The sequence below is a fragment of the Nocardiopsis alba genome (assembly GCF_000710955.1).
Classification (GTDB): Bacteria; Actinomycetota; Actinomycetes; order Streptosporangiales; family Streptosporangiaceae; genus Nocardiopsis; species Nocardiopsis alba.
This window is the reverse complement of sequence record NZ_BAZE01000002.1, coordinates 68,592-86,190: the sequence shown is the minus strand read 5'-3', so window position 1 is coordinate 86,190 and position 17,599 is coordinate 68,592. Positions and strand designations below refer to the sequence as shown.

The window sequence follows — 17,599 nt, the reverse complement described above, 5'->3', positions numbered from 1 at the left end:
GCCCTCCGTCGTATGCCGAACGGTATAAGGGTGCGCCTCTGCCGTTCGGCGGACGCGCTCCGGGGCCCGTACCGGCAGGCTGCCGGGCATGGACACCGAATCCGGAGCCCCACGGGCCCACGCCGAGGGCCGCCCCGCACCCCCGCCCAGGCTGCTGCTCCTCGACGTGCTGCGGGGAATCGCCATCCTGGGCACCCTCGCCACCAATATCTGGCTCTTCCTGCCCGGCGTCGCCGAGTCGGCGGGTGCCTTCAGAGCGGTGCTGGATCCGCTGCTCAACGGCAAGTCCTACGCGTTGCTCGCGATGATGTTCGGCATCGGTCTGGCCGTGCAGCACCGGTCCGCGGCCGCGCACGGCCGACCCTGGCCCGGCCGTCACGGGTGGCGCCAGCTCCTACTACTGGTCGAGGGCGCGTTGCACACCGTGCTGCTGTTCGCCTGGGACGTCCTGATGGGCTACGCCATCACCGCGCTGTTGGTCGTGTGGCTGCTGAGGCGCTCGGGGAAGGCCAGAACGGTGGTGATGTGGACCGCGCTGGGGACGAACCTCGTTCTCATGAGTGCGTTCACCCTGCTGTTCACCCTGTTCCCGGCCGGTGATCCCGACCCCGCTACGGTCGGGGCGCAGGAACTCCTCTTCATCGAGGGCGCCTACCCCGAGCAAGTGGCCCAACGGTGGGCGGGGTTCTTCGGCACCCGGGCGGAGATCCTCGTGGCCCTCCCCATGTGCCTCTTCCTGTTCCTGCTGGGGGTACGGCTCTACCGGTCGGGCGCTTTCGACGACACCGCGCAAGGACGGCTGGTCCGCGGGCGGCTGCTGGCCTGGGGGCTGGGACTGGGGCTGCCGCTGTGCGTTCTGGGTTCGGTGGTACCCGAACTCGGCACGGCCCACCGGTACGCCCTCTCCAGCCTGTTGATGCTCGGATACGTGGGTCTGACGGGATGGCTGCTGGACCGGGTGCGTGGGAACGGGCAGGTGGTCCGCTCCCTGCGCGCGGTGGGACGCACCGCCCTGACCTGCTACGTCCTACAGAACCTGCTGGGGTCGGTGGTCTTCTACGGCTGGGGGCTGGGCTTGGCGGGGATCCTGGTGGGGGCCGGTCCGACCGTGGTCGCGGCGACGGTCGCGGCCGCTTACTGCACGATCGTTCTGATCCTGGTCACCGCCGCCAGGATGTGGTCGCGCCGGTTCGCCCGGGGGCCTCTGGAATCCGTCAGTGCCCGGGTGCTCGCGCTGTTGCCGGAACGCCGCTGAGGCGTGTCCGGCGAATTCGGGGCGAAGGTCCTGTCCGGTCGTGCACGTAGCTGGACCAGGACGGCGGCGGTCCTGACGGGTAGTTCTCCGAGTAGACGCCGAGGGATAGACCGTTGGGGGTGCGATCGCACGGTGGGATGCCTTCACCGCCCGGGGCCCTGGAGGAGCACGGCCGTGAAGCGGGTGGTCGGCGCTACGGGGGCTTCGAGAACCGCACTCCCGAGGCGGTCACCTCGCGCCCGGTCGGGACGACTACGCGTCGCCGGACCCCTGGCAGGAGCCGGACCTGACTCCGTTGCCGACCGTCTCCCTGCCGCGCCCGCGCGAGATCCAGCGCCTGCTGACCCAGACCGCGGCCGCGATCGCGCAGGGGCAGCTGACGCCGGCCGAGATCGACCGGGCGATGCGCGGCGTCGAGCAGGTGCGCACAGCCAGGAGCCGGTTCTACGACGGGCTGAGCGAGGGGTCCAGGAACCGGCGTCACTGATGTCGCGCCCAGGCGGGGCTCGGCGGGCGACCGGCAGTACCCGGGGCTCGCCCCCGTGACCCCCGGGTTCCACGTGGGGACTTGGCGCGCACCCCGAGCGCCGGGCCGGAGCCCGTCCGCGCCAGAATCTCGCGCGGGCCGCCTGAACTGGGTAAACGCAGGCCGTTGCCCCTTTCCGGTTTATCTTGTGAGCACCCCGGACGGCGGCACTCGTTCACCACACGCCGGCTCGTGACCAATTCTTCCCCCGTGGGAAGACGTCGAAGTTCGACCTTCGAGCGAGCATCGGATCGTAGGTCAGCCAGAATCGGGGGGATCTCGCTCTGGTGCACGATGAAGCCGCCATGGCCCCCGCACGTGGTCATGACGGGGTCCTGGGCGTTGTCGTGCACGGGGTCGAAGAAGTAGGTCTCAGGGAACTTCGGCCCGCGAGAGATGCGAACTCGGCCCTGTACCCGGTCAGGACCGCGCCGGTGGTACTCGGCCGCGTAGGGCCCCGTGAGCCAGAAGGCGTAAGGGGGCAGTGTCTGGATTCCTCAGAGGGAGCCACGCTCATCGCTCATGAGCCGATTCCACCACACCAACGTGCCGAGCAGCCTGAGTTCGCGAACCCTGAGCTCGTGTTCTCCCACCGTTAGGACAGACACACGAAGCTACTCACGGGTTACTTTGTGGCTCACCGTAGCTTCGGGAGAACTGGGCCTAATAAGAGGTACCACCGGAACCTGCCTACCACTATCGATGTCGGTGGTGGCTGGAAGGCCGGTCGGATGAACACCGATGACGAACAGCGTGATCACGGCTTGAGCAGGGTCCCGCCGGTCGTCGACGGGGACGGGGGTTTCGAGGGCGAAGAGGACTGAGCGGCCGGGAAAGCCGGAAGGGGTGATCAGCCGCTGACCGTGCGCAGAAAGTGATCGGCGTCTTCCGGCTCGCCGAGTCGGCCCAACTCCAGCCAGGAACCGTCCGCGAACGCGAGCCGGAAGGTGGCGTACCCGCGCGGCTGGCCCGCCTCACCGTCGATCCGGGCCTGGTCGAGGGTGAACTCCGTGACGGTCCGGAAATCGTCGGCCTTGGTCGGCGACAGCCGGCGGCGCGGGGACGCTGCCACGCAGATGCGGTCGCGGGTCAGCATGACCAGGCGTTTAGGGCTGGGCGAGTACCCGTACCAACGCAGCAGCAGCCGGCCCGCGGTCAGGTTCCAGTCCCCGTCGAAGACCCCGTTGGTCGGGTCCTGCCCGCGATCCCTCCCACGAGAACGGCCACGGCCCGAACGCTGTGTGTCGGGTGGAGACGGCTGCCCGGTCCGACCGTCACGACCCCGTCCCGACAACCGTCGGTCGAGTCTACGGCCGAGGCCGTCCAGCAAGATCATCGGTACGACCACGAAGAAGAACACCACGGCTCCGACGTACCACAACCAGTGGTGGCGCGATTTCAGGCGTCCTTTGCCGGCGGCACGGTGAACGTCCTTGGGCGGCGCGGGGATGGGTTTGTGGATCTCGCACCAGACCAAGGCCACGGGTTCCTCGCCCAGGATCTTCCGCGCCCGCCGCCGCACCTTGCCCTTCGCCATGCCAAGATCCTAGCGCCGGCCTTCCACCAGTGGGCGGTGGGCAGGCGGTCGGTGGCTGGAGCCGCTCTCCCTCAGCGAGACCGGCCGACGCCGCCGTCCGGGTTGTCGTTCGCGTCGAGCCGGTGTGGCAGCGCGGGCAGGCCGGGGAGGGTGTAGGTGTCGGCGTCGCACTCGTCCAGGCCGCACAACAGGGCGGCGTGCTGTCCACGGCTTCGCTCCGCCTCCACGGATCCTCCCTTCCCCTTGACCCGTTGTACGACGTACAACAAGGAGGAGTCCATGACCTGCCACCCGCCACGGGCCAAGACGCACCGAACCCCTCGCCCGACCCTCCTCGCACGACTCGAACGCGCGCTCTACCGAGGAGACCAGGCCTCCCCCACCACCCTCATGCGCGCGATCAACCGCCTCGACGCCCTGCTGTACGCCTCGAACCTGCTCTCACCACGCCGGGCCGCGACACTGGAGGTGACCGGCAGGCGATCGGGACGTCGACTTTCACTGCCCGTCGCCGTCACCCACCTGTCCGGCGAGCGCTATCCGGTGTCGATGCCGGGCGAGAACACGAACCGGGTGCGCAACGTCCGCGCGGCGCACGGCCACGCGGTACTGCGCAGCGGAGGAGCCGAACCGGTCACGCTCCACGAGATCCCCGTCGACGAACGCGCACCCGTGATCCGCCACTACCTCGCCATCGCCCCGGGCGCCCGCCCCCACATACCGGTGGACCCACGCGCGCCCCTGGCGGAGTTCGAACGCGTCGCGCACCGTCATCCGGTCTTTCGTATCGCCTCACGCGAAGATCGTCCGCCCTCACCGACCCCGTGAAAGACCGGCGACGCTCAGGGGACACCGTCCGGGCACCGAGCCCTCGCGAAGGGTTCTCCGTCAGGGCTCCTGGGCGGGGACGGGAAGCGGGTGGGTGGCGTTCATCGCCTCGACCGCCGCGACCAGAGGGGCCAGCCCGGGGTTCTCGGCGGCCTCCTCCAACGCCTGGGCGAAGGCGGTGTCGTTGGTCGGCCGCGCCTGCTCCAAAAGCTCGAGGCCGGCCTCGGTGACGTCGGTGTAGATACCGCGACGGTCGGTCGGGCACAGGTAGCGCGAGAGCAGACCGCGCTCCTCCAGCCGGGTGACCAGCCGGGTGGTGGCGCTCTGGCTGAGCACCACGGCGTCGGCGACCTGCTTCATCTGAAGGTGGCCGCCCTCTCCGTCGTGTTGGCGGCTGAGCACGTCGAGCAGGGAGTACTCGCGCACGCTCAAATCGTGTTCGGTCTGCAGGGCGCGTTCGATACGCGTCTCGATCCTGCCGTGGAGCAGGTAGAGCGCCGCCCATCCGTTGGCGAGGGCGGTCAGCGCGGGATCGGTGGCGGTCATGGGTCCTGTCTCCTTCTGGGTGCCGACACCCCCAGGATAAGCTCTGCTGAAAATACCGGCCAGCACATATAGAACGCGCCCGCAAATATCATGTGCGTGGTTCGCGAAACCAGGCCACACCCGTCAACCGGCCTCCAGAATCCGCACCCGCTCCACACCCTCCTCCAAGAACCCCGCCAACACCCACCCCTCGGCCTCCACCTCCTCACACTCGGCCCTCGACAACGGCCGAAGCGGCGCCACCTCCAACCACCCCCGACCATAGGTCCAGGTCGCGGCCGCACGCCCATCCACCAACACCGCCCTCTGTCCCGCCACCGACAACCCCAGATGAGCCTCATCGATCACCCGACTCCGATCCCGATAACCCAGGATCGCGTTGTCGAACGCCGGCAGGAACCGCACCGGCGCCGGCGTATCCGGATCCGGACGCGGCGCCTGCTCCAGATCCCACAACCGGCGCCCCCGCTCATCCCGGAACGACACCAACTCCGGCTCCAACTCCCGCACCGCCGCCGGCAACCCCGCCAACCCGCACCAGGCCCGCACATCGGCCGTGGTGGCCGGCCCGAACGCCGCCAGATACCGCCGCACCAACTCCCGCCCCACCGGATCGCCCCGCTCGGCCGGCGGATCGACCTCACACCCCAGCCACGTCTCCAACGGCAGATTGCGCACCCCCGCCCTGACCTTCCACAACCCCCGAGGCGGCAGCTGCGCCATCGGCACCAGCGCCGCCACCACCAACTCGCCCAACGCCCGCCGCGACACCGCCGGCCAACGCCCCTCCAAAGCCTCGGCCAACTCACGCATCGTGCGCGCACACCCGTCGGACATCACCTCACGCCCGGCCCGCGCGACCTCCTCCAGATCCAGACCCGCCAACTCACTCCGATAGACGCCCAGAACCTTCTGCCGCAACATCGCCTCATGACGCGAACGCCACGCCAACGCGTCCCGCGCCGCCACCAGATGGACCGTGCGCCGCATCAGATGGGTGCGCACCACCGCCCGACCGGTCAACGCGGCGTCCGACATCCCCACCTCGAAACCGGACAGACGCGACCACAACCCCACGAACGGCTCCTGGGGTTCCTGCGCCTGCACCCCGCACAGACGCGCCACCGCCTCCGGCACCGACCACTGCGAACGCTCCAACAACGACTGCCGCGCCAACATCGCCCGATTCAGCGCACGAACCCCCAGAACCGTCACCGGCCGACCCCCTCCAACACCCGCACACCACCCCGAAGGGCGCTTCTCGCACACCAGGGTCCCCAACGTCCAGGACACCCCCCGTCCTGCACTCGAAAAAACACGATGCGCCCACCCACCCCCATGACCCAGGATCGACCCCCATGGAGCACACCCCACCCGAACCCGTCCTCGCCCTGGCCGAAGACGCCGCCCGACGCCACCACCTGCACCCCGACCGGATCCACCCACTGCCGGCGGGGGAGGCCAACCACGTCCTCGCCCTGGGAGAACACCTGCTCCTGCGCGTGCCCCGCACCCCCGAACACGCCCACGACCTGGCCAAAGAAGCCGAAATCCTCCCCCTGGCCCACGCCGCCGGACTGCCCGTCCCCCACCCGATCGAACACCACACCACACCCCGGCCCCACATGATCCAGACCCGCCTACCCGGCCACGACCTGCACGGCCACCACCCCACCACCCGACTCCTCACCGAACTGGGCCACCACCTCGCCCACCTGCACCGACTCCCCACCCGCACACTCACCCGCACCCCCCACCAGGACGACACCACCCGCCCCCACACCCTCATCCGACGCCTGCACCACACCGGACACCTGGACCCCGACACCGCCCACTGGCTCCACACCTGGTACCGGCACCTGGAAACCCACCTGCCCCCACACCCACCCGAAACCGTCCTGATCCACGGCGACCTGACCCCCGCCAACCTCCTCACCGGCCACGACGGCACCCTCACCGGCATCGTGGACTGGGGCGACGCCGCCCTGGCCGACCCGGCCGTGGACTTCGCCAAACTCCCACCCCACCGACTCACCCCCGTCCTCAACGGCTACCTGACCACCCTGAGCCTCGAAGACGACACCCTCACCTGGCGGGCCCGTATCCTGCACCACCAGCTCACCTGGGCCCTGGCCCGCCTGAAGGACCCACACCCCCACCCCGACGCCCGCCACTGGAGCGCCCCACCCCACAGCCGACTCCTCGGGCTACTGCGCCTGTTCGCCACCCACCCCGACCCCACCTGGCGCGCCCTGACCCCACCCGGCTGACCACCGCACCCTCGCCCCCACGGGCGCGGCACCGCGAAAACCCCTCACACGTGGGCGCCGATCCACCCCATCTGCGCCTCCACGATCCCCTCCAACACCCGCCGATCCGCGAAACCCCCCTCCAACAGACGTAACGGCCCCGCCACCAACGACAACCGCTGCGCCCACGCGTACAGACCCAGACGCGCCCCGTCCAACCCCGGCACCTCCAACGACCGGTACAGGTCACCGAACCGCAACCGCACGAACACGTGCTCCCACTCCACGTCGAAGAACATCGTCCCCTCCACATCGATGAGCACCGGCTCCCCACCCGCGCCCACCAGCACATGGTCCGGACCCAACTCGCCGTGCACCAACCCGTAACGACGACGAGGCTCCACCCGGGCCGCGGCCTCCACCACTTCGCGCTCCACCCGCCCACGCACCGCCGCCAGATCCGGACGCCGCCGCGCCCCCTCGGCCAGATCGCGCAGAGCCCGCTCCAGAACCAGCCGCTCACAGGCGCCCTCACCCCGGACCGCCCCCGAGACCCGCCCCCACCCGGAACCGCGCAGGGACGCCATCGTCTCCAACACCGACCCCAGCCGCTCCACCACCCTCATCCCCGCACGCCGATCCCGCGCCAACAACCCCTCCAGGTCGGGGCCGGGCACATCCTCCACCACCGCCATGTCCACCCCCGGCCCCGGATGGTCGCGTTCGACCCACTCCACCGCCGGCACCCGCACCCCCGCCCCCTCCAACACCCGCGCCGCACCCAAGAACAGATCCAACCCATCGGGATCGGCGAAGGGCCCCTCCCGCTCCACCGCCGCCTCGGGCCACCGATGCTCCGCCCGCCCCCACACATAGACGACCACATCACGGCCACCCTCGACCCGCACCCGATAGACGCCCTTACGCGTCCCACCGCGCAGCCGCTCCACCCCCACCGCTCGACCCCGCCCACCCAGAGCACGAGCCGCCACCGCGACGATCGCCCCCGGATCGGTCCGCCCACCGACAGCGCACATCCACAACACCCCACACCGAGAAGAGGCCACACGAAAGCCCGAACCTACCGCCCCCACCCCAGGCGAGTTCACCCCACCGCAACGATCGGCCCCGGAGCGTTCACTCCCCGTTACACCACACCGACTAGCGTCGACCCGTCCCACACCCGAACACCGAAAGCGAACCCCCATGACCGCGCTCCCCCGCTCCACGGTCCACCTCGCCCTCGCCCTCGCCCTGCTCGGCGGCGCCGCCCTGTCCCTGACCCCCGCCGCCGTCCACGCCCAGCCCGCCCCCACCGTCCAAGGCCCGACCGAACGCATCACCCTGTCCCCCACCGCCGACCCCACCACCTCCCAGACCATCACCTGGCGAGGCGACCACGGCGACACCGCCCTGGTCCGCTACGCACCCGCGGACGACCCCGAACAGACCCGCGACGTCCAAGCCCACATCAGCACCGAGGCCGCCGGCACCTACTACACCGCCACCCTCACAGGCCTGACCCCCGCAACCGCCTACGACTACCGGGTCGGCGACGGCGACACCACCCTCAGCGACCCCCACACCTTCACCACCGCCGCCCCGGACGACACACCCTTCGACTTCCTCTACTTCGGCGACACCCAGAACGACATCACCGAAGAGGCCGCCCCCGTCGTCCGCGCCGCCCTCCAGGCCCAACCCGACGCCGCCCTGGCCCTACACGCCGGCGACCTCATCAACACCTCCACCAACGACGCCCAATGGGCCGAGTGGTACGACGCCTACGGGCCCGCCGCCGTCAAGATGAACCAGCTCGCCGCCCCCGGCAACCACGAATACTCAGGCACCACCCTCAGCCCCCAATGGACCGGCCAGTTCCCCGGCTCCGGCAACGGCCCCACCAACGGCGCCGACCTCCCCGAAACCACCTACTACACCGACTACCAGGGCGTCCGCTTCATCGTCCTCAACTCCAACTACCGCAACGCCGCACCCATCAGCCGCAACGCCTGGCTCCAGGAACAGGCCCGATGGCTCGACCAGGCCCTGACCGACAACCCCGGCCGCTGGTCCGTGGTCACCTTCCACCACCCCGTCTTCTCCAACACCCCCGGCCGCGACAACCCCGAACTGCGCAACGCCTGGATGCCCGTCTTCGAGGACAACGACATCGACCTCGTCCTCCAAGGCCACGACCACTCCTACAGCCGCGGCAACCTCACCACCAACGACACCGACGACCCCACCGTCCAGACCGGCCCCGTCTACACCGTCGCCGTCACCGGCCCCAAGATGTACGACGCCCACGAAGGCAACTGGACCGACAACGGCGCCCGCGTCCGCGCCCACGCCACCGACACCCAGACCTACCAGTCCATCGAGGTCGACGGCACCACCCTGGAATACCAGGCCCGCACCATCGACGGCCAGATCATCGACGCCTTCACCATCGTCAAGGACGACCAGGGCAAGACGGTCACCGACCGTCTCTAACCCCCCGCACGTCGGGTGCCCGGGCGAAGCGCCCGGACACCCGACCCCTCACACCGGCTCCGGCTCCCGATCCAACAACGCCCGCGCCCGCCCACGCACCCGCTCCACCCGCTCACCCGGCACCGAAACCGCGGGCTCGCCCACGGCCACGGCCACAGCGGCCTCCACATCGCCCAACGCCTCCACCAGACGGTGCCGACACCCCGCCCCACCACAAGCCGACACCCGCGCACAGGCCCGCTCGCACTCGACCAACGCCCCCTCCAACCGGGCCCGCGCACCACGATCGGCCACCACCACACAGACCACCAACCCCACCACAGCGCCCAACACCGTGGCCGCCGTACGCTCCACCACCAGATCGAACGTGCCCTCACCCGGCCGGGCCAACGCCGACAACGCCAACGTCAACGGCGTCACGCACACGATCGCGTACGCGTAGTTGGTCATCACCACCAACTCCGCCCCCACCTGGCAGGCCACCACCAAAGCGATCACCACCCACACCGACGAGATGTCCACCAGCGCGAACACCCCCACCGCCACCACCGCGCCCACCACGGTCCCCACCCCGCGCTGCACCGTCCGATGCCAGGTCGCCGACACACCGGCGACCTGCAACACCGACGCCGCCGACACCGTCGCCCAATACCCATGGCCCAGCCCCCACAGCCACGCCACACCACCGGCCACCACCGACGCCACCGCCACACGCACCACCCAGGCGCCCGAAGCCCGCCCCCACCGAACAGATCCTCACCGCCGCCCGCGAACACGACACCCTCGTCATCGCCGACGCCACCCAGGCAGCCGGCTGGCACCCCCTGAACGCCACCCACTTCGACGCCCTCGTCTGCTCCGCCTACAAATGGCTCATGGCACCCCGCGGCCTCGCCCTGGCCTACATCGCCCCCACCCTCCGCGAACGCCTACGCCCCATCAACGCCGGCCCCAGCGCCGACCGCCACCCCGCCCACGCCTTCTACGCACCCCACCCCGACACCAGCCCCCACGCCCGCGGCCTCGACCTGTCCCCCAACTGGTTCGCCACCCTGGCCGCCGCCCCCGCCCTCCAAACCCTCCTCGACACCGGCATCGACAAGATCCACACCCACAACACCCACCTGGCCGACCGCTTCCGCGCCCACCTGGACCAACCACCCGCCCACTCGGCCATCACCACCGTCACCACCCCCGGCGCCCTCCAGACCCTGCGCGAAGCCGGCATCATCGCCACCGAACGCGGCGGCCACACCCGCCTGGCCTTCCACCTCTACAACACCGAAGCCGACGCCGACCTGGCCGCCCACACCCTCACCCGCTGACCCCCGACCGGGGACCGCGCCCTCCCCAGGACACGAAAAAGGAGGGGGCGGGCCCCAAGACCCCGCCCCCTCCACGTGTTCGAACCCCTTCGAACACCCCGCTCAGGGCACCAACCCCGCACGCTCGGGCCGCACCGTACCCAACACCCGCTCCACCGCGATCTCGATCACCACCCGCTCCGGATTCTCCCGCGGCCGCCGATACCGCTCCTCATACCGACGCTCGGCCTCGGCCACCGCCCCACGATCACGCACCACCCGCGCACGACCCTCCAACGTCGACCACCGCGCACCCTCCACCTGCGACACCGACACCCGCGCCCCCGGACGCGCCGCCAGATTCCGCGCCTTATAACTGGCCCCCGAACAGATCACCCGCGCCAGATGCCGCTCCGGGTCATAGGTCACCCCCACCGGCACCTGATGGATACTCCCGTCCGGACGCGGCGACGCCAACATGCACAACCGGTACTCGCCCCAGAACACCAGGAAGGGATCCTCCACACCGGACCCTTCCACCTCCGACACCACCTCGGACACACGACCTCCCACCATCGAAACCACGGGGAACACCCCCACCACCAGCATCCCAGCGCCCCCGCACCACCCTCACCGACCCCCGCCCACCCACATGTTCGAACCCCTTCGAACACCCCCGAGAGCGCACACCGCCCCGTGGCCCCCTACGGCGGACCCCCGCCCTCCTCCCACGACCGAAGACGCGAACGCCACCCGCGGGCCACCACCGGGACACCGCACACCCGTGGGCTCGACGGCGGCCGGGGAACGCACACCGAAGGCCGCCCCCGGATACGGGCGACGAGGAAAAGAGAGCGGCGGACCACCCCGCGCACGACAAGGGACGCCCACCGGAACCACCCGTCCCGACAGACGCCCCCTCTTCACCCCGGTCATCTCTCCAGACCGGGGCGCGCACCCCTCACAGGTGCGGCGTGACCAGATCGACCACGTTGCCCTTGCTCGCCGGGCCGATACGCGTGGCCACGATGCTCCCGCCCTTGAACACATACAGCGTGGGAATCGCCGTCACGTCGTACTCGGGCGGCGTCTCGGGGCTACGGTCGATGTCTAACCGCGCGACCGTCAACCGACCGTCGTACTCCTTGGCGACCTCGACCAACACCGGATCCAACGCCCGGCACACCGCACTCCACTCCGCGCGAAAGACCGCGAGCACCGGCCCCGCGACCCGGACGACCTTCGCCTCGAAATCAGCGTCGGTGACATCGACGACGGTACCGCTCATCAGGGGTGACTCCTTTTCTCCAGAGGGAACGGCGACACCAGGGCCACCGCGCATTCGAACAACCATCGAACAGACCCGGACGAGCGCTCCTCGACGAACACGAGAACGACCACGCCCGACGAAACCGGCACCACCACGGAACCGGACCGGCGCCCTACACCCCGACGGAGGACGCACCCCGGAAAGGTCTTCGACCAGGACACCGGTAAAGACCACCCCGACAGCCAGGGGACGAACCGAACAACGGAGCACTCTCCTTCACACGGGCCGCAGGAGGGAGGACGACGCCACCAACGCGAACGACCCCCAGGGCCCGAGAACCCCGAACGCCATCACGAAACGCGACGAACCGATCACACGATCATGCCGGCCGGCCACCCCTCACCGAAAGACCCCAGGTCAAACACCCCACTAACACACCAACATCCCGGAAACCACCCAAACGCCCGAAACACCCCACTACCTCCCCCGCCTAGAAAAAACCCGCCCACACCCCCACCACACCCGCTACCATCACCGGTCCCCACAAAGAAAAGAGCCCCGAATGCACCCCATCACCACACCCCACACCACCGGCACCCTCACCCGCCCCCACGGCCAACACCTGCACTGGCAAGAACACGGCAACCCCCACGGAACACCCCTCCTGGGCATCCACGGCGGCCCCGGCGCCCACTCCAACCCCCGCTGGTCCCAACTCGCCGACCCCCACCACTACCGACTCATCCTCATCGACCAACGCGGCACCGGCGCCAGCACCCCCAACGCCGCACACCCCCACACCGACCTCACCCACAACACCACCGGCCACCTCATCGCCGACTTCGAAGCCCTACGCACCCACCTGAACATCGACCGATGGCACCTCCTCGGCGCCTCCTGGGGCACCTGCCTGGCCCTGGCCTACGCACAAACCCACCCCCACCACATCCACTCCCTCACCCTCCTGGCCGTCAACACCGGCACCCGACGCGAAATCGAATGGATCACCCACGACATGCGCCGCGTCTTCCCCCACCAATGGGAAGAATTCCGCGCCGCCGCCGGACCCGACGCCGACCCCCGCAGGCTCCCCGCCGCCTACAGCCGACTCCTCGCCCACCCCGACCCCACCATCCGCCACGACGCAGCCCTGGCCTGGTGCCGCTGGGAGGACACCCACGTCGCCACCACCCCCGGCCACACCCCCAACCCCCGCTTCGACGACCCCGCCTTCCGCGCCACCTTCGCCCGCCTGGTCACCCACTACTGGGCCAACGACTGCTTCCTCGAACCCGACCAACTCACCCGCGACCTCCACCGCATCACCCACCTACCCGCCACCCTCATCAACGGCCGCCTCGACATCAGCGGCCCCAGCGACATCGCCCACGACCTCGCCGCCTCCTGGCCCGGCGCCCACCTCGTCATCGTCGACAACGCCGGCCACACCTCCGACCACCACGGCGTCGGCCAAGCCGCCAAAGACTCCCTCGACCGCATGCGCACCCTCTGAACACGAAAAAGAGGGCCGCCCCACACCCGACGACCCCCACCACACGCACAACCCACCCACCCCATCAGCCACAATGACCAACAACCACCACACAACCCCGAAAGGCCCCACACACCACCATGCCCATCCCCAAAGCCGAACTCCACCTGCACATCGAAGGCACCCTCGAACCCGAACTCGCCTTCCAACTCGCCCACCGCAACAACATCACCCTCCCCTACCCCGACGTCCCAACCCTGCGCGACGCCTACTCCTTCACCGACCTCCAATCCTTCCTCGACCTCTACTACCGGCTCATGGACGTCCTACGCACCGAAGCCGACTTCCACGACCTGGCCACCGCCTACCTCACCCGCGCCGCCGCCCAAGGCGTCCGCCACGCAGAGATCTTCTTCGACCCCCAAGCCCACACCCAACGCGGCATCCCCCTCGAAACCGTCATCAACGGCCTCACCTCCGCCCTCGACACCAGCCTCCAAGACCACGGCATCTCCACCCACCTCATCCTGTGCTTCCTACGCGACCAGAGCGCCCAGGACGCCATGGACACCCTCGACGCCGCCCGCCCCCACCTGCACCACATCACCGCCGTAGGCCTGGACTCCGCCGAAGTCGGCAACCCACCCGAAAAATTCACCGAGGTCTTCCAAACCGCCGCCGACCTGGGCCTACGCCGCGTCGCCCACGCCGGAGAAGAAGGCCCCGCCACCTACATCTGGAACGCCCTGAACCACCTGGGCGCCGAACGCATCGACCACGGCATCCGCTGCATGGACGACCCCGAACTCATCACCCACCTGGCCACCACCCAGACCCCCCTCACCGTCTGCCCCTTCTCCAACGTCCGCCTACGCGCCGTCCCCACCCTGGACCAACACCCCCTGCCCGCCATGATGGACGCCGGCCTCCTGGTCACCGTCAACTCCGACGACCCCGCCTACTTCGGCGGCTACGTCCACGACAACTACCTCGGCCTCCAACACCACCTCGGCCTGACCGACGAACAACTCCGCACCCTGGCCCGCAACTCCTTCACCGCCTCCTTCCTGACACCCGAACGCCGCGACGCCCTCATCGCCCAGGTCGACGCCCACACCTTCTGACCCCCCACACCGACACAGGAGGGGGACCACCCCACACGGTGGTCCCCCTCCTCCATGTCCGCCCCCGGACCGCTCACCGCCAGACCAACGACCCCCCATGCTCACCCGCGTACCCCACCACCCGGCCGTCCACCGCCACCGCGAAATCCGTATCCACACCACCGAAGGCCCCCTCCCACTCCGGGAAGACCGCCCCACTCTCATTCGACACCCACGTCACGTCCAACCCCCGCACCAACCCCTCGAACCGCACCCGATCCACCCGCGACAGATACGCCAACACCGCACTGTGCAACACCACCGGCCGCACCCCCGCCGGCACCCGCTCCACCACCCCGGGCAACTCCTCCAACAGATCCCCCGCCACCATCCACGCCGGCTCCCGCGCCGCCACCGACGCCGCCGCCCGCAACCGCGCCACCCTCTCCAACTCACCCTCACCCGGCCACACCAACGCCGCCAACCAGTCCACATCACCCCCATCGGCCGGATCCAACGGATTCATGTCGATCCCCGCCCGCCACACCACCTCCGGCACCCTCTCGGGTATCGGAACACCCCCCGACGTCGCACACTCCAACACCACCGGACTCTCCACCGGCCCCACCACACCACCACCATCGAACCGATACCGATACCGGTCCGGATACAGACACAACCCCGCCGACGCCCCCACCTCGATCAACGCCAACGGCCCCTCCAAACCCGCCAACACCGGCAACAACGTCGCACACCGACGTGCCTCGTTGGTCTGCGTCGAACGCGACAGCACCACCTCCACCACCGCCTCCGAACGCTCGAGCACCCACCCCCGAAACGCCTCGAACGAGTCCACCGGCCCACCCAGAAACCGCACCGCCCCCAACCACAGGTTCGGCTGACGCTTATTACCCTCCGGAACCGACATCACCAACTCCAGCAACACCCGATCCCGCGCCAGGCCCCGCGCGATCCGCGCGTAGGCCGGCGAACCACCCCGCTCGAAATGGACCGCCATCCGCTCGAACCTCTCGGCCACCCGACCCGCGCCCTCCACCACGACACACCCCTTCGCAACAGACGAAAACGTGCGCCGACCCTACACACCCACCCCCACACCACCCCGCCCGCCCCCGTGCGAAAAACCCGCCAGAACCCTCACCCGCCCACGTCAGTCCCACCCGCCGAAGAACCCACCCACACGAACGGACCACCCGTGAGACTCATCGACCGCGGCCACCTGCACCACACCACCACCGCACCCACCCCACCCCCACCACCCCTGCTCCGGATACGCGACCTCACCCACACCCACCTGCACCACCTCGACCTGACCCTGCGCCCCTCAGAACACGTCGCCCTGGTCGGCCTGACCACCCCCGCCCGCACCACCCTCACCCGACTCCTCCACGGCCACCTCCACCCCACCCACGGCGACCTGCACACCACCACCGCCCTACACCACACACGACCCCACCCCACCCTCGCCCAGGCCATCACCGGACACACCCACCCCCACCCCGACGACCCCCACCTACACCACGCACTGACCGCGACCGGCCTCCACCACCACCCCCACACCACACCCCTGAAACACCTCCAACCCCACCTGGCCTCACACCTGCACCACGCCCGCACCCTCTACGCCCACCACACCCACGCCCACCTCCTCCTCATCGAACAACCCACCACCCCCACACCCCCGCCCACACCCACCACCGCACACCTGCCCCTCACCGACCACCCCACCCTGGCCCGCAACGCCGACCGCATCCTCCACCTCCACCACGGACACGTCACCGAAACCGGAACCCACCACCAACTCCTCATCCGCGGCGGCGCCTACGCACGCCTGTACGCCCTCCAAAGCACCCGCACCCACCTACACTGAGCCCGTGGCACCCGTAACCAAGGAACTCACCGTCGGCCAGGTCTCCCAACGCTCCGGAGTGGCCGTCTCCGCCCTGCACTTCTACGAACGCCAAGGCCTCATCCACAGCCGACGCACCTCAGGCAACCAACGCCGCTACCACCGCGACACCCTGCGCCGCGTCGCCTTCATCCGCATCTCCCAACGCGTGGGCATCCCCCTGGCCCGCATCCGCCAGGCCCTCGAACGCCTCCCCGAGAACCGCACCCCCACCCGCGCCGACTGGGCATCGGTCTCGGCCCAATGGCGCACCGAACTCGACGCCCGCATCACCCAACTCATCCGCCTCCGCGACGACCTGACCGGATGCATCGGCTGCGGCTGCCTGTCCCTGAGCTCGTGCACCCTGTCCAACCCCGACGACGAACTCGCCGCCACCGGCCCCGGCGCCCGCCGCCTCATGGTCGACCCCTTCAAGGACGAGACCACCTGAGACGACGAAAGCGGCCCCGCCCCCCACCAGGGAACGGGACCGCCCGCACACCACCGCGCCGGCCGCCTCAGGCGGCCGCGGCCTCATCCCGACCACGCCGCGCCAACTCGTCGGCGTGCTCGTTGCCCTCATCACCGCTGTGGCCGCGCACCCACTTCCACTCCACCTCGTGCTCGGCGGCCAACGCCTCCAGCCGCTGCCACAGATCCACGTTCTTGACCGGCTTCTTGTCCGCCGTCCTCCACCCGCGCCTCTTCCACCCGTGCACCCACGAGGTGATGCCGTTGCGCACGTAGGAGGAATCGGTGTGCAACACCACCGGCACCCGCCGCGTCAGGCTCTCCAACGCCTTGATGGCCGCCATCAGCTCCATCCGGTTGTTGGTGGTCTGCGCCTCGCCTCCGTACAGTTCCCGCTCATGCTCGCCATAGCGCAGCCACACACCCCACCCGCCCGGGCCGGGGTTGCCGCTGCACGCCCCGTCGGTGTAGATGACCACACGTCGCGTCGACCCCTGGTCGACCTCGTCCCCGTTGTGCATGCCGGGCAATCTACCGCCCCCACAGGTCACAAAAAGGCCACAACCCCCGAACAAAGTGCCACTTTCAGAGCCAATCGTGACCAATGGAG

At 69.6% G+C, this 17,599-nt stretch carries 20 protein-coding genes; 10 read left to right on the top strand and 10 right to left on the bottom strand.

What is annotated here, in order from left to right; translation table 11 throughout:
• Positions 1–88: 88 nt before the first annotated feature.
• A complete protein-coding gene (locus TR33_RS03770) occupies positions 89–1,255 on the top strand; it encodes a DUF418 domain-containing protein (protein WP_017534947.1) in 1,167 nt (388 codons plus the stop codon).
• Positions 1,256–1,550: 295 nt separating this feature from the next.
• Positions 1,551–1,742, top strand: a complete 192-nt coding sequence (locus TR33_RS03765) for a hypothetical protein (RefSeq protein ID WP_052358088.1) — start codon at positions 1,551–1,553, stop codon at positions 1,740–1,742.
• An 889-nt stretch (positions 1,743–2,631) separates the two neighbouring features.
• On the opposite strand, the gene TR33_RS03760 is transcribed toward TR33_RS03765, so the two are convergent.
• Complete coding sequence (locus TR33_RS03760) at positions 2,632–3,318, bottom strand: hypothetical protein (protein ID WP_042281447.1); 687 nt, start codon at positions 3,316–3,318, stop codon at positions 2,632–2,634.
• A gap of 71 nt (positions 3,319–3,389) precedes the next feature.
• Positions 3,390–3,545 carry a hypothetical protein gene (locus TR33_RS03755; RefSeq protein ID WP_159068767.1) on the bottom strand — a complete coding sequence of 52 codons (156 nt, stop codon included), beginning with the start codon at positions 3,543–3,545 and terminating at the stop codon, positions 3,390–3,392.
• Positions 3,546–3,597: 52 nt separating this feature from the next.
• Between TR33_RS03755 and TR33_RS03750 the strand changes: the two genes are divergently transcribed.
• Positions 3,598–4,146 (top strand): nitroreductase family deazaflavin-dependent oxidoreductase, encoded by a 549-nt coding sequence (locus TR33_RS03750; RefSeq protein ID WP_084570190.1) that lies wholly within the window; start codon positions 3,598–3,600, stop codon positions 4,144–4,146.
• A 60-nt stretch (positions 4,147–4,206) separates the two neighbouring features.
• On the opposite strand, the gene TR33_RS03745 is transcribed toward TR33_RS03750, so the two are convergent.
• Together TR33_RS03745 and TR33_RS03740 are read right to left on the bottom strand one after the other, a co-directional pair.
• Positions 4,207–4,692, bottom strand: coding sequence for a MarR family winged helix-turn-helix transcriptional regulator (locus tag TR33_RS03745; RefSeq protein WP_017534953.1), 486 nt, complete (start codon positions 4,690–4,692; stop codon positions 4,207–4,209).
• Positions 4,693–4,815: 123 nt separating this feature from the next.
• Positions 4,816–5,907, bottom strand: a complete 1,092-nt coding sequence (locus TR33_RS03740; protein WP_042281443.1) for a winged helix DNA-binding domain-containing protein — start codon at positions 5,905–5,907, stop codon at positions 4,816–4,818.
• A gap of 143 nt (positions 5,908–6,050) precedes the next feature.
• Here TR33_RS03740 and TR33_RS03735 point away from each other — a divergent pair, with 143 nt between their 5' ends.
• Entirely contained in the window at positions 6,051–6,962 is a 912-nt protein-coding gene (locus tag TR33_RS03735; RefSeq protein ID WP_042281440.1) for a phosphotransferase family protein, read from the top strand.
• A gap of 44 nt (positions 6,963–7,006) precedes the next feature.
• Here the strand turns inward: TR33_RS03735 and TR33_RS03730 are convergent, their stop codons facing one another.
• Positions 7,007–7,978, bottom strand: coding sequence for a phosphotransferase family protein (locus TR33_RS03730; protein WP_042281926.1), 972 nt, complete (start codon positions 7,976–7,978; stop codon positions 7,007–7,009).
• A gap of 169 nt (positions 7,979–8,147) precedes the next feature.
• On the opposite strand from TR33_RS03730, the gene TR33_RS03725 reads away from it, so the two are divergent.
• A complete protein-coding gene (locus tag TR33_RS03725) occupies positions 8,148–9,437 on the top strand; it encodes a purple acid phosphatase family protein (protein ID WP_042281439.1) in 1,290 nt (429 codons plus the stop codon).
• A gap of 48 nt (positions 9,438–9,485) precedes the next feature.
• Here the strand turns inward: TR33_RS03725 and TR33_RS03720 are convergent, their stop codons facing one another.
• Positions 9,486–10,148, bottom strand: coding sequence for an FUSC family protein (locus tag TR33_RS03720; protein ID WP_234305738.1), 663 nt, complete (start codon positions 10,146–10,148; stop codon positions 9,486–9,488).
• A gap of 41 nt (positions 10,149–10,189) precedes the next feature.
• Here TR33_RS03720 and TR33_RS27380 point away from each other — a divergent pair, with 41 nt between their 5' ends.
• Complete coding sequence (locus tag TR33_RS27380) at positions 10,190–10,762, top strand: aminotransferase class V-fold PLP-dependent enzyme (RefSeq protein WP_267880649.1); 573 nt, start codon at positions 10,190–10,192, stop codon at positions 10,760–10,762.
• A 102-nt stretch (positions 10,763–10,864) separates the two neighbouring features.
• Here TR33_RS27380 and TR33_RS03710 read toward each other — a convergent pair whose 3' ends face one another.
• The gene (locus TR33_RS03710; protein WP_193789612.1) at positions 10,865–11,317 is read right to left on the bottom strand and encodes a pyridoxamine 5'-phosphate oxidase family protein; all 453 of its coding nucleotides are present in this window, start codon (positions 11,315–11,317) and stop codon (positions 10,865–10,867) included.
• A gap of 385 nt (positions 11,318–11,702) precedes the next feature.
• Positions 11,703–12,029: a thioredoxin family protein gene (locus TR33_RS03705; RefSeq protein ID WP_042281436.1), complete on the bottom strand. Its 327-nt coding sequence runs from the start codon at positions 12,027–12,029 to the stop codon at positions 11,703–11,705.
• A 544-nt stretch (positions 12,030–12,573) separates the two neighbouring features.
• Here TR33_RS03705 and TR33_RS03700 point away from each other — a divergent pair.
• Both TR33_RS03700 and TR33_RS03695 read left to right on the top strand, forming a co-directional pair.
• A complete protein-coding gene (locus tag TR33_RS03700; RefSeq protein ID WP_042281433.1) occupies positions 12,574–13,524 on the top strand; it encodes an alpha/beta fold hydrolase in 951 nt (316 codons plus the stop codon).
• A gap of 119 nt (positions 13,525–13,643) precedes the next feature.
• Positions 13,644–14,627, top strand: coding sequence for an adenosine deaminase (locus TR33_RS03695; RefSeq protein ID WP_042281431.1), 984 nt, complete (start codon positions 13,644–13,646; stop codon positions 14,625–14,627).
• A gap of 73 nt (positions 14,628–14,700) precedes the next feature.
• Here TR33_RS03695 and TR33_RS03690 read toward each other — a convergent pair whose 3' ends face one another.
• Positions 14,701–15,666 (bottom strand): DUF2332 domain-containing protein, encoded by a 966-nt coding sequence (locus TR33_RS03690; RefSeq protein ID WP_052358086.1) that lies wholly within the window; start codon positions 15,664–15,666, stop codon positions 14,701–14,703.
• Between the two features lie 156 nt (positions 15,667–15,822).
• Here TR33_RS03690 and TR33_RS03685 point away from each other — a divergent pair, with 156 nt between their 5' ends.
• Together TR33_RS03685 and soxR are read left to right on the top strand one after the other, a co-directional pair.
• Positions 15,823–16,497: an ATP-binding cassette domain-containing protein gene (locus TR33_RS03685; RefSeq protein ID WP_042281429.1), complete on the top strand. Its 675-nt coding sequence runs from the start codon at positions 15,823–15,825 to the stop codon at positions 16,495–16,497.
• A gap of 4 nt (positions 16,498–16,501) precedes the next feature.
• Positions 16,502–16,969 (top strand): redox-sensitive transcriptional activator SoxR, encoded by a 468-nt coding sequence (gene soxR, locus TR33_RS03680; RefSeq protein WP_014912762.1) that lies wholly within the window; start codon positions 16,502–16,504, stop codon positions 16,967–16,969.
• A gap of 67 nt (positions 16,970–17,036) precedes the next feature.
• Here the strand turns inward: soxR and rnhA are convergent, their stop codons facing one another.
• Entirely contained in the window at positions 17,037–17,510 is a 474-nt protein-coding gene (gene rnhA, locus TR33_RS03675; protein WP_017534966.1) for a ribonuclease HI, read from the bottom strand.
• Positions 17,511–17,599: the final 89 nt, after the last annotated feature.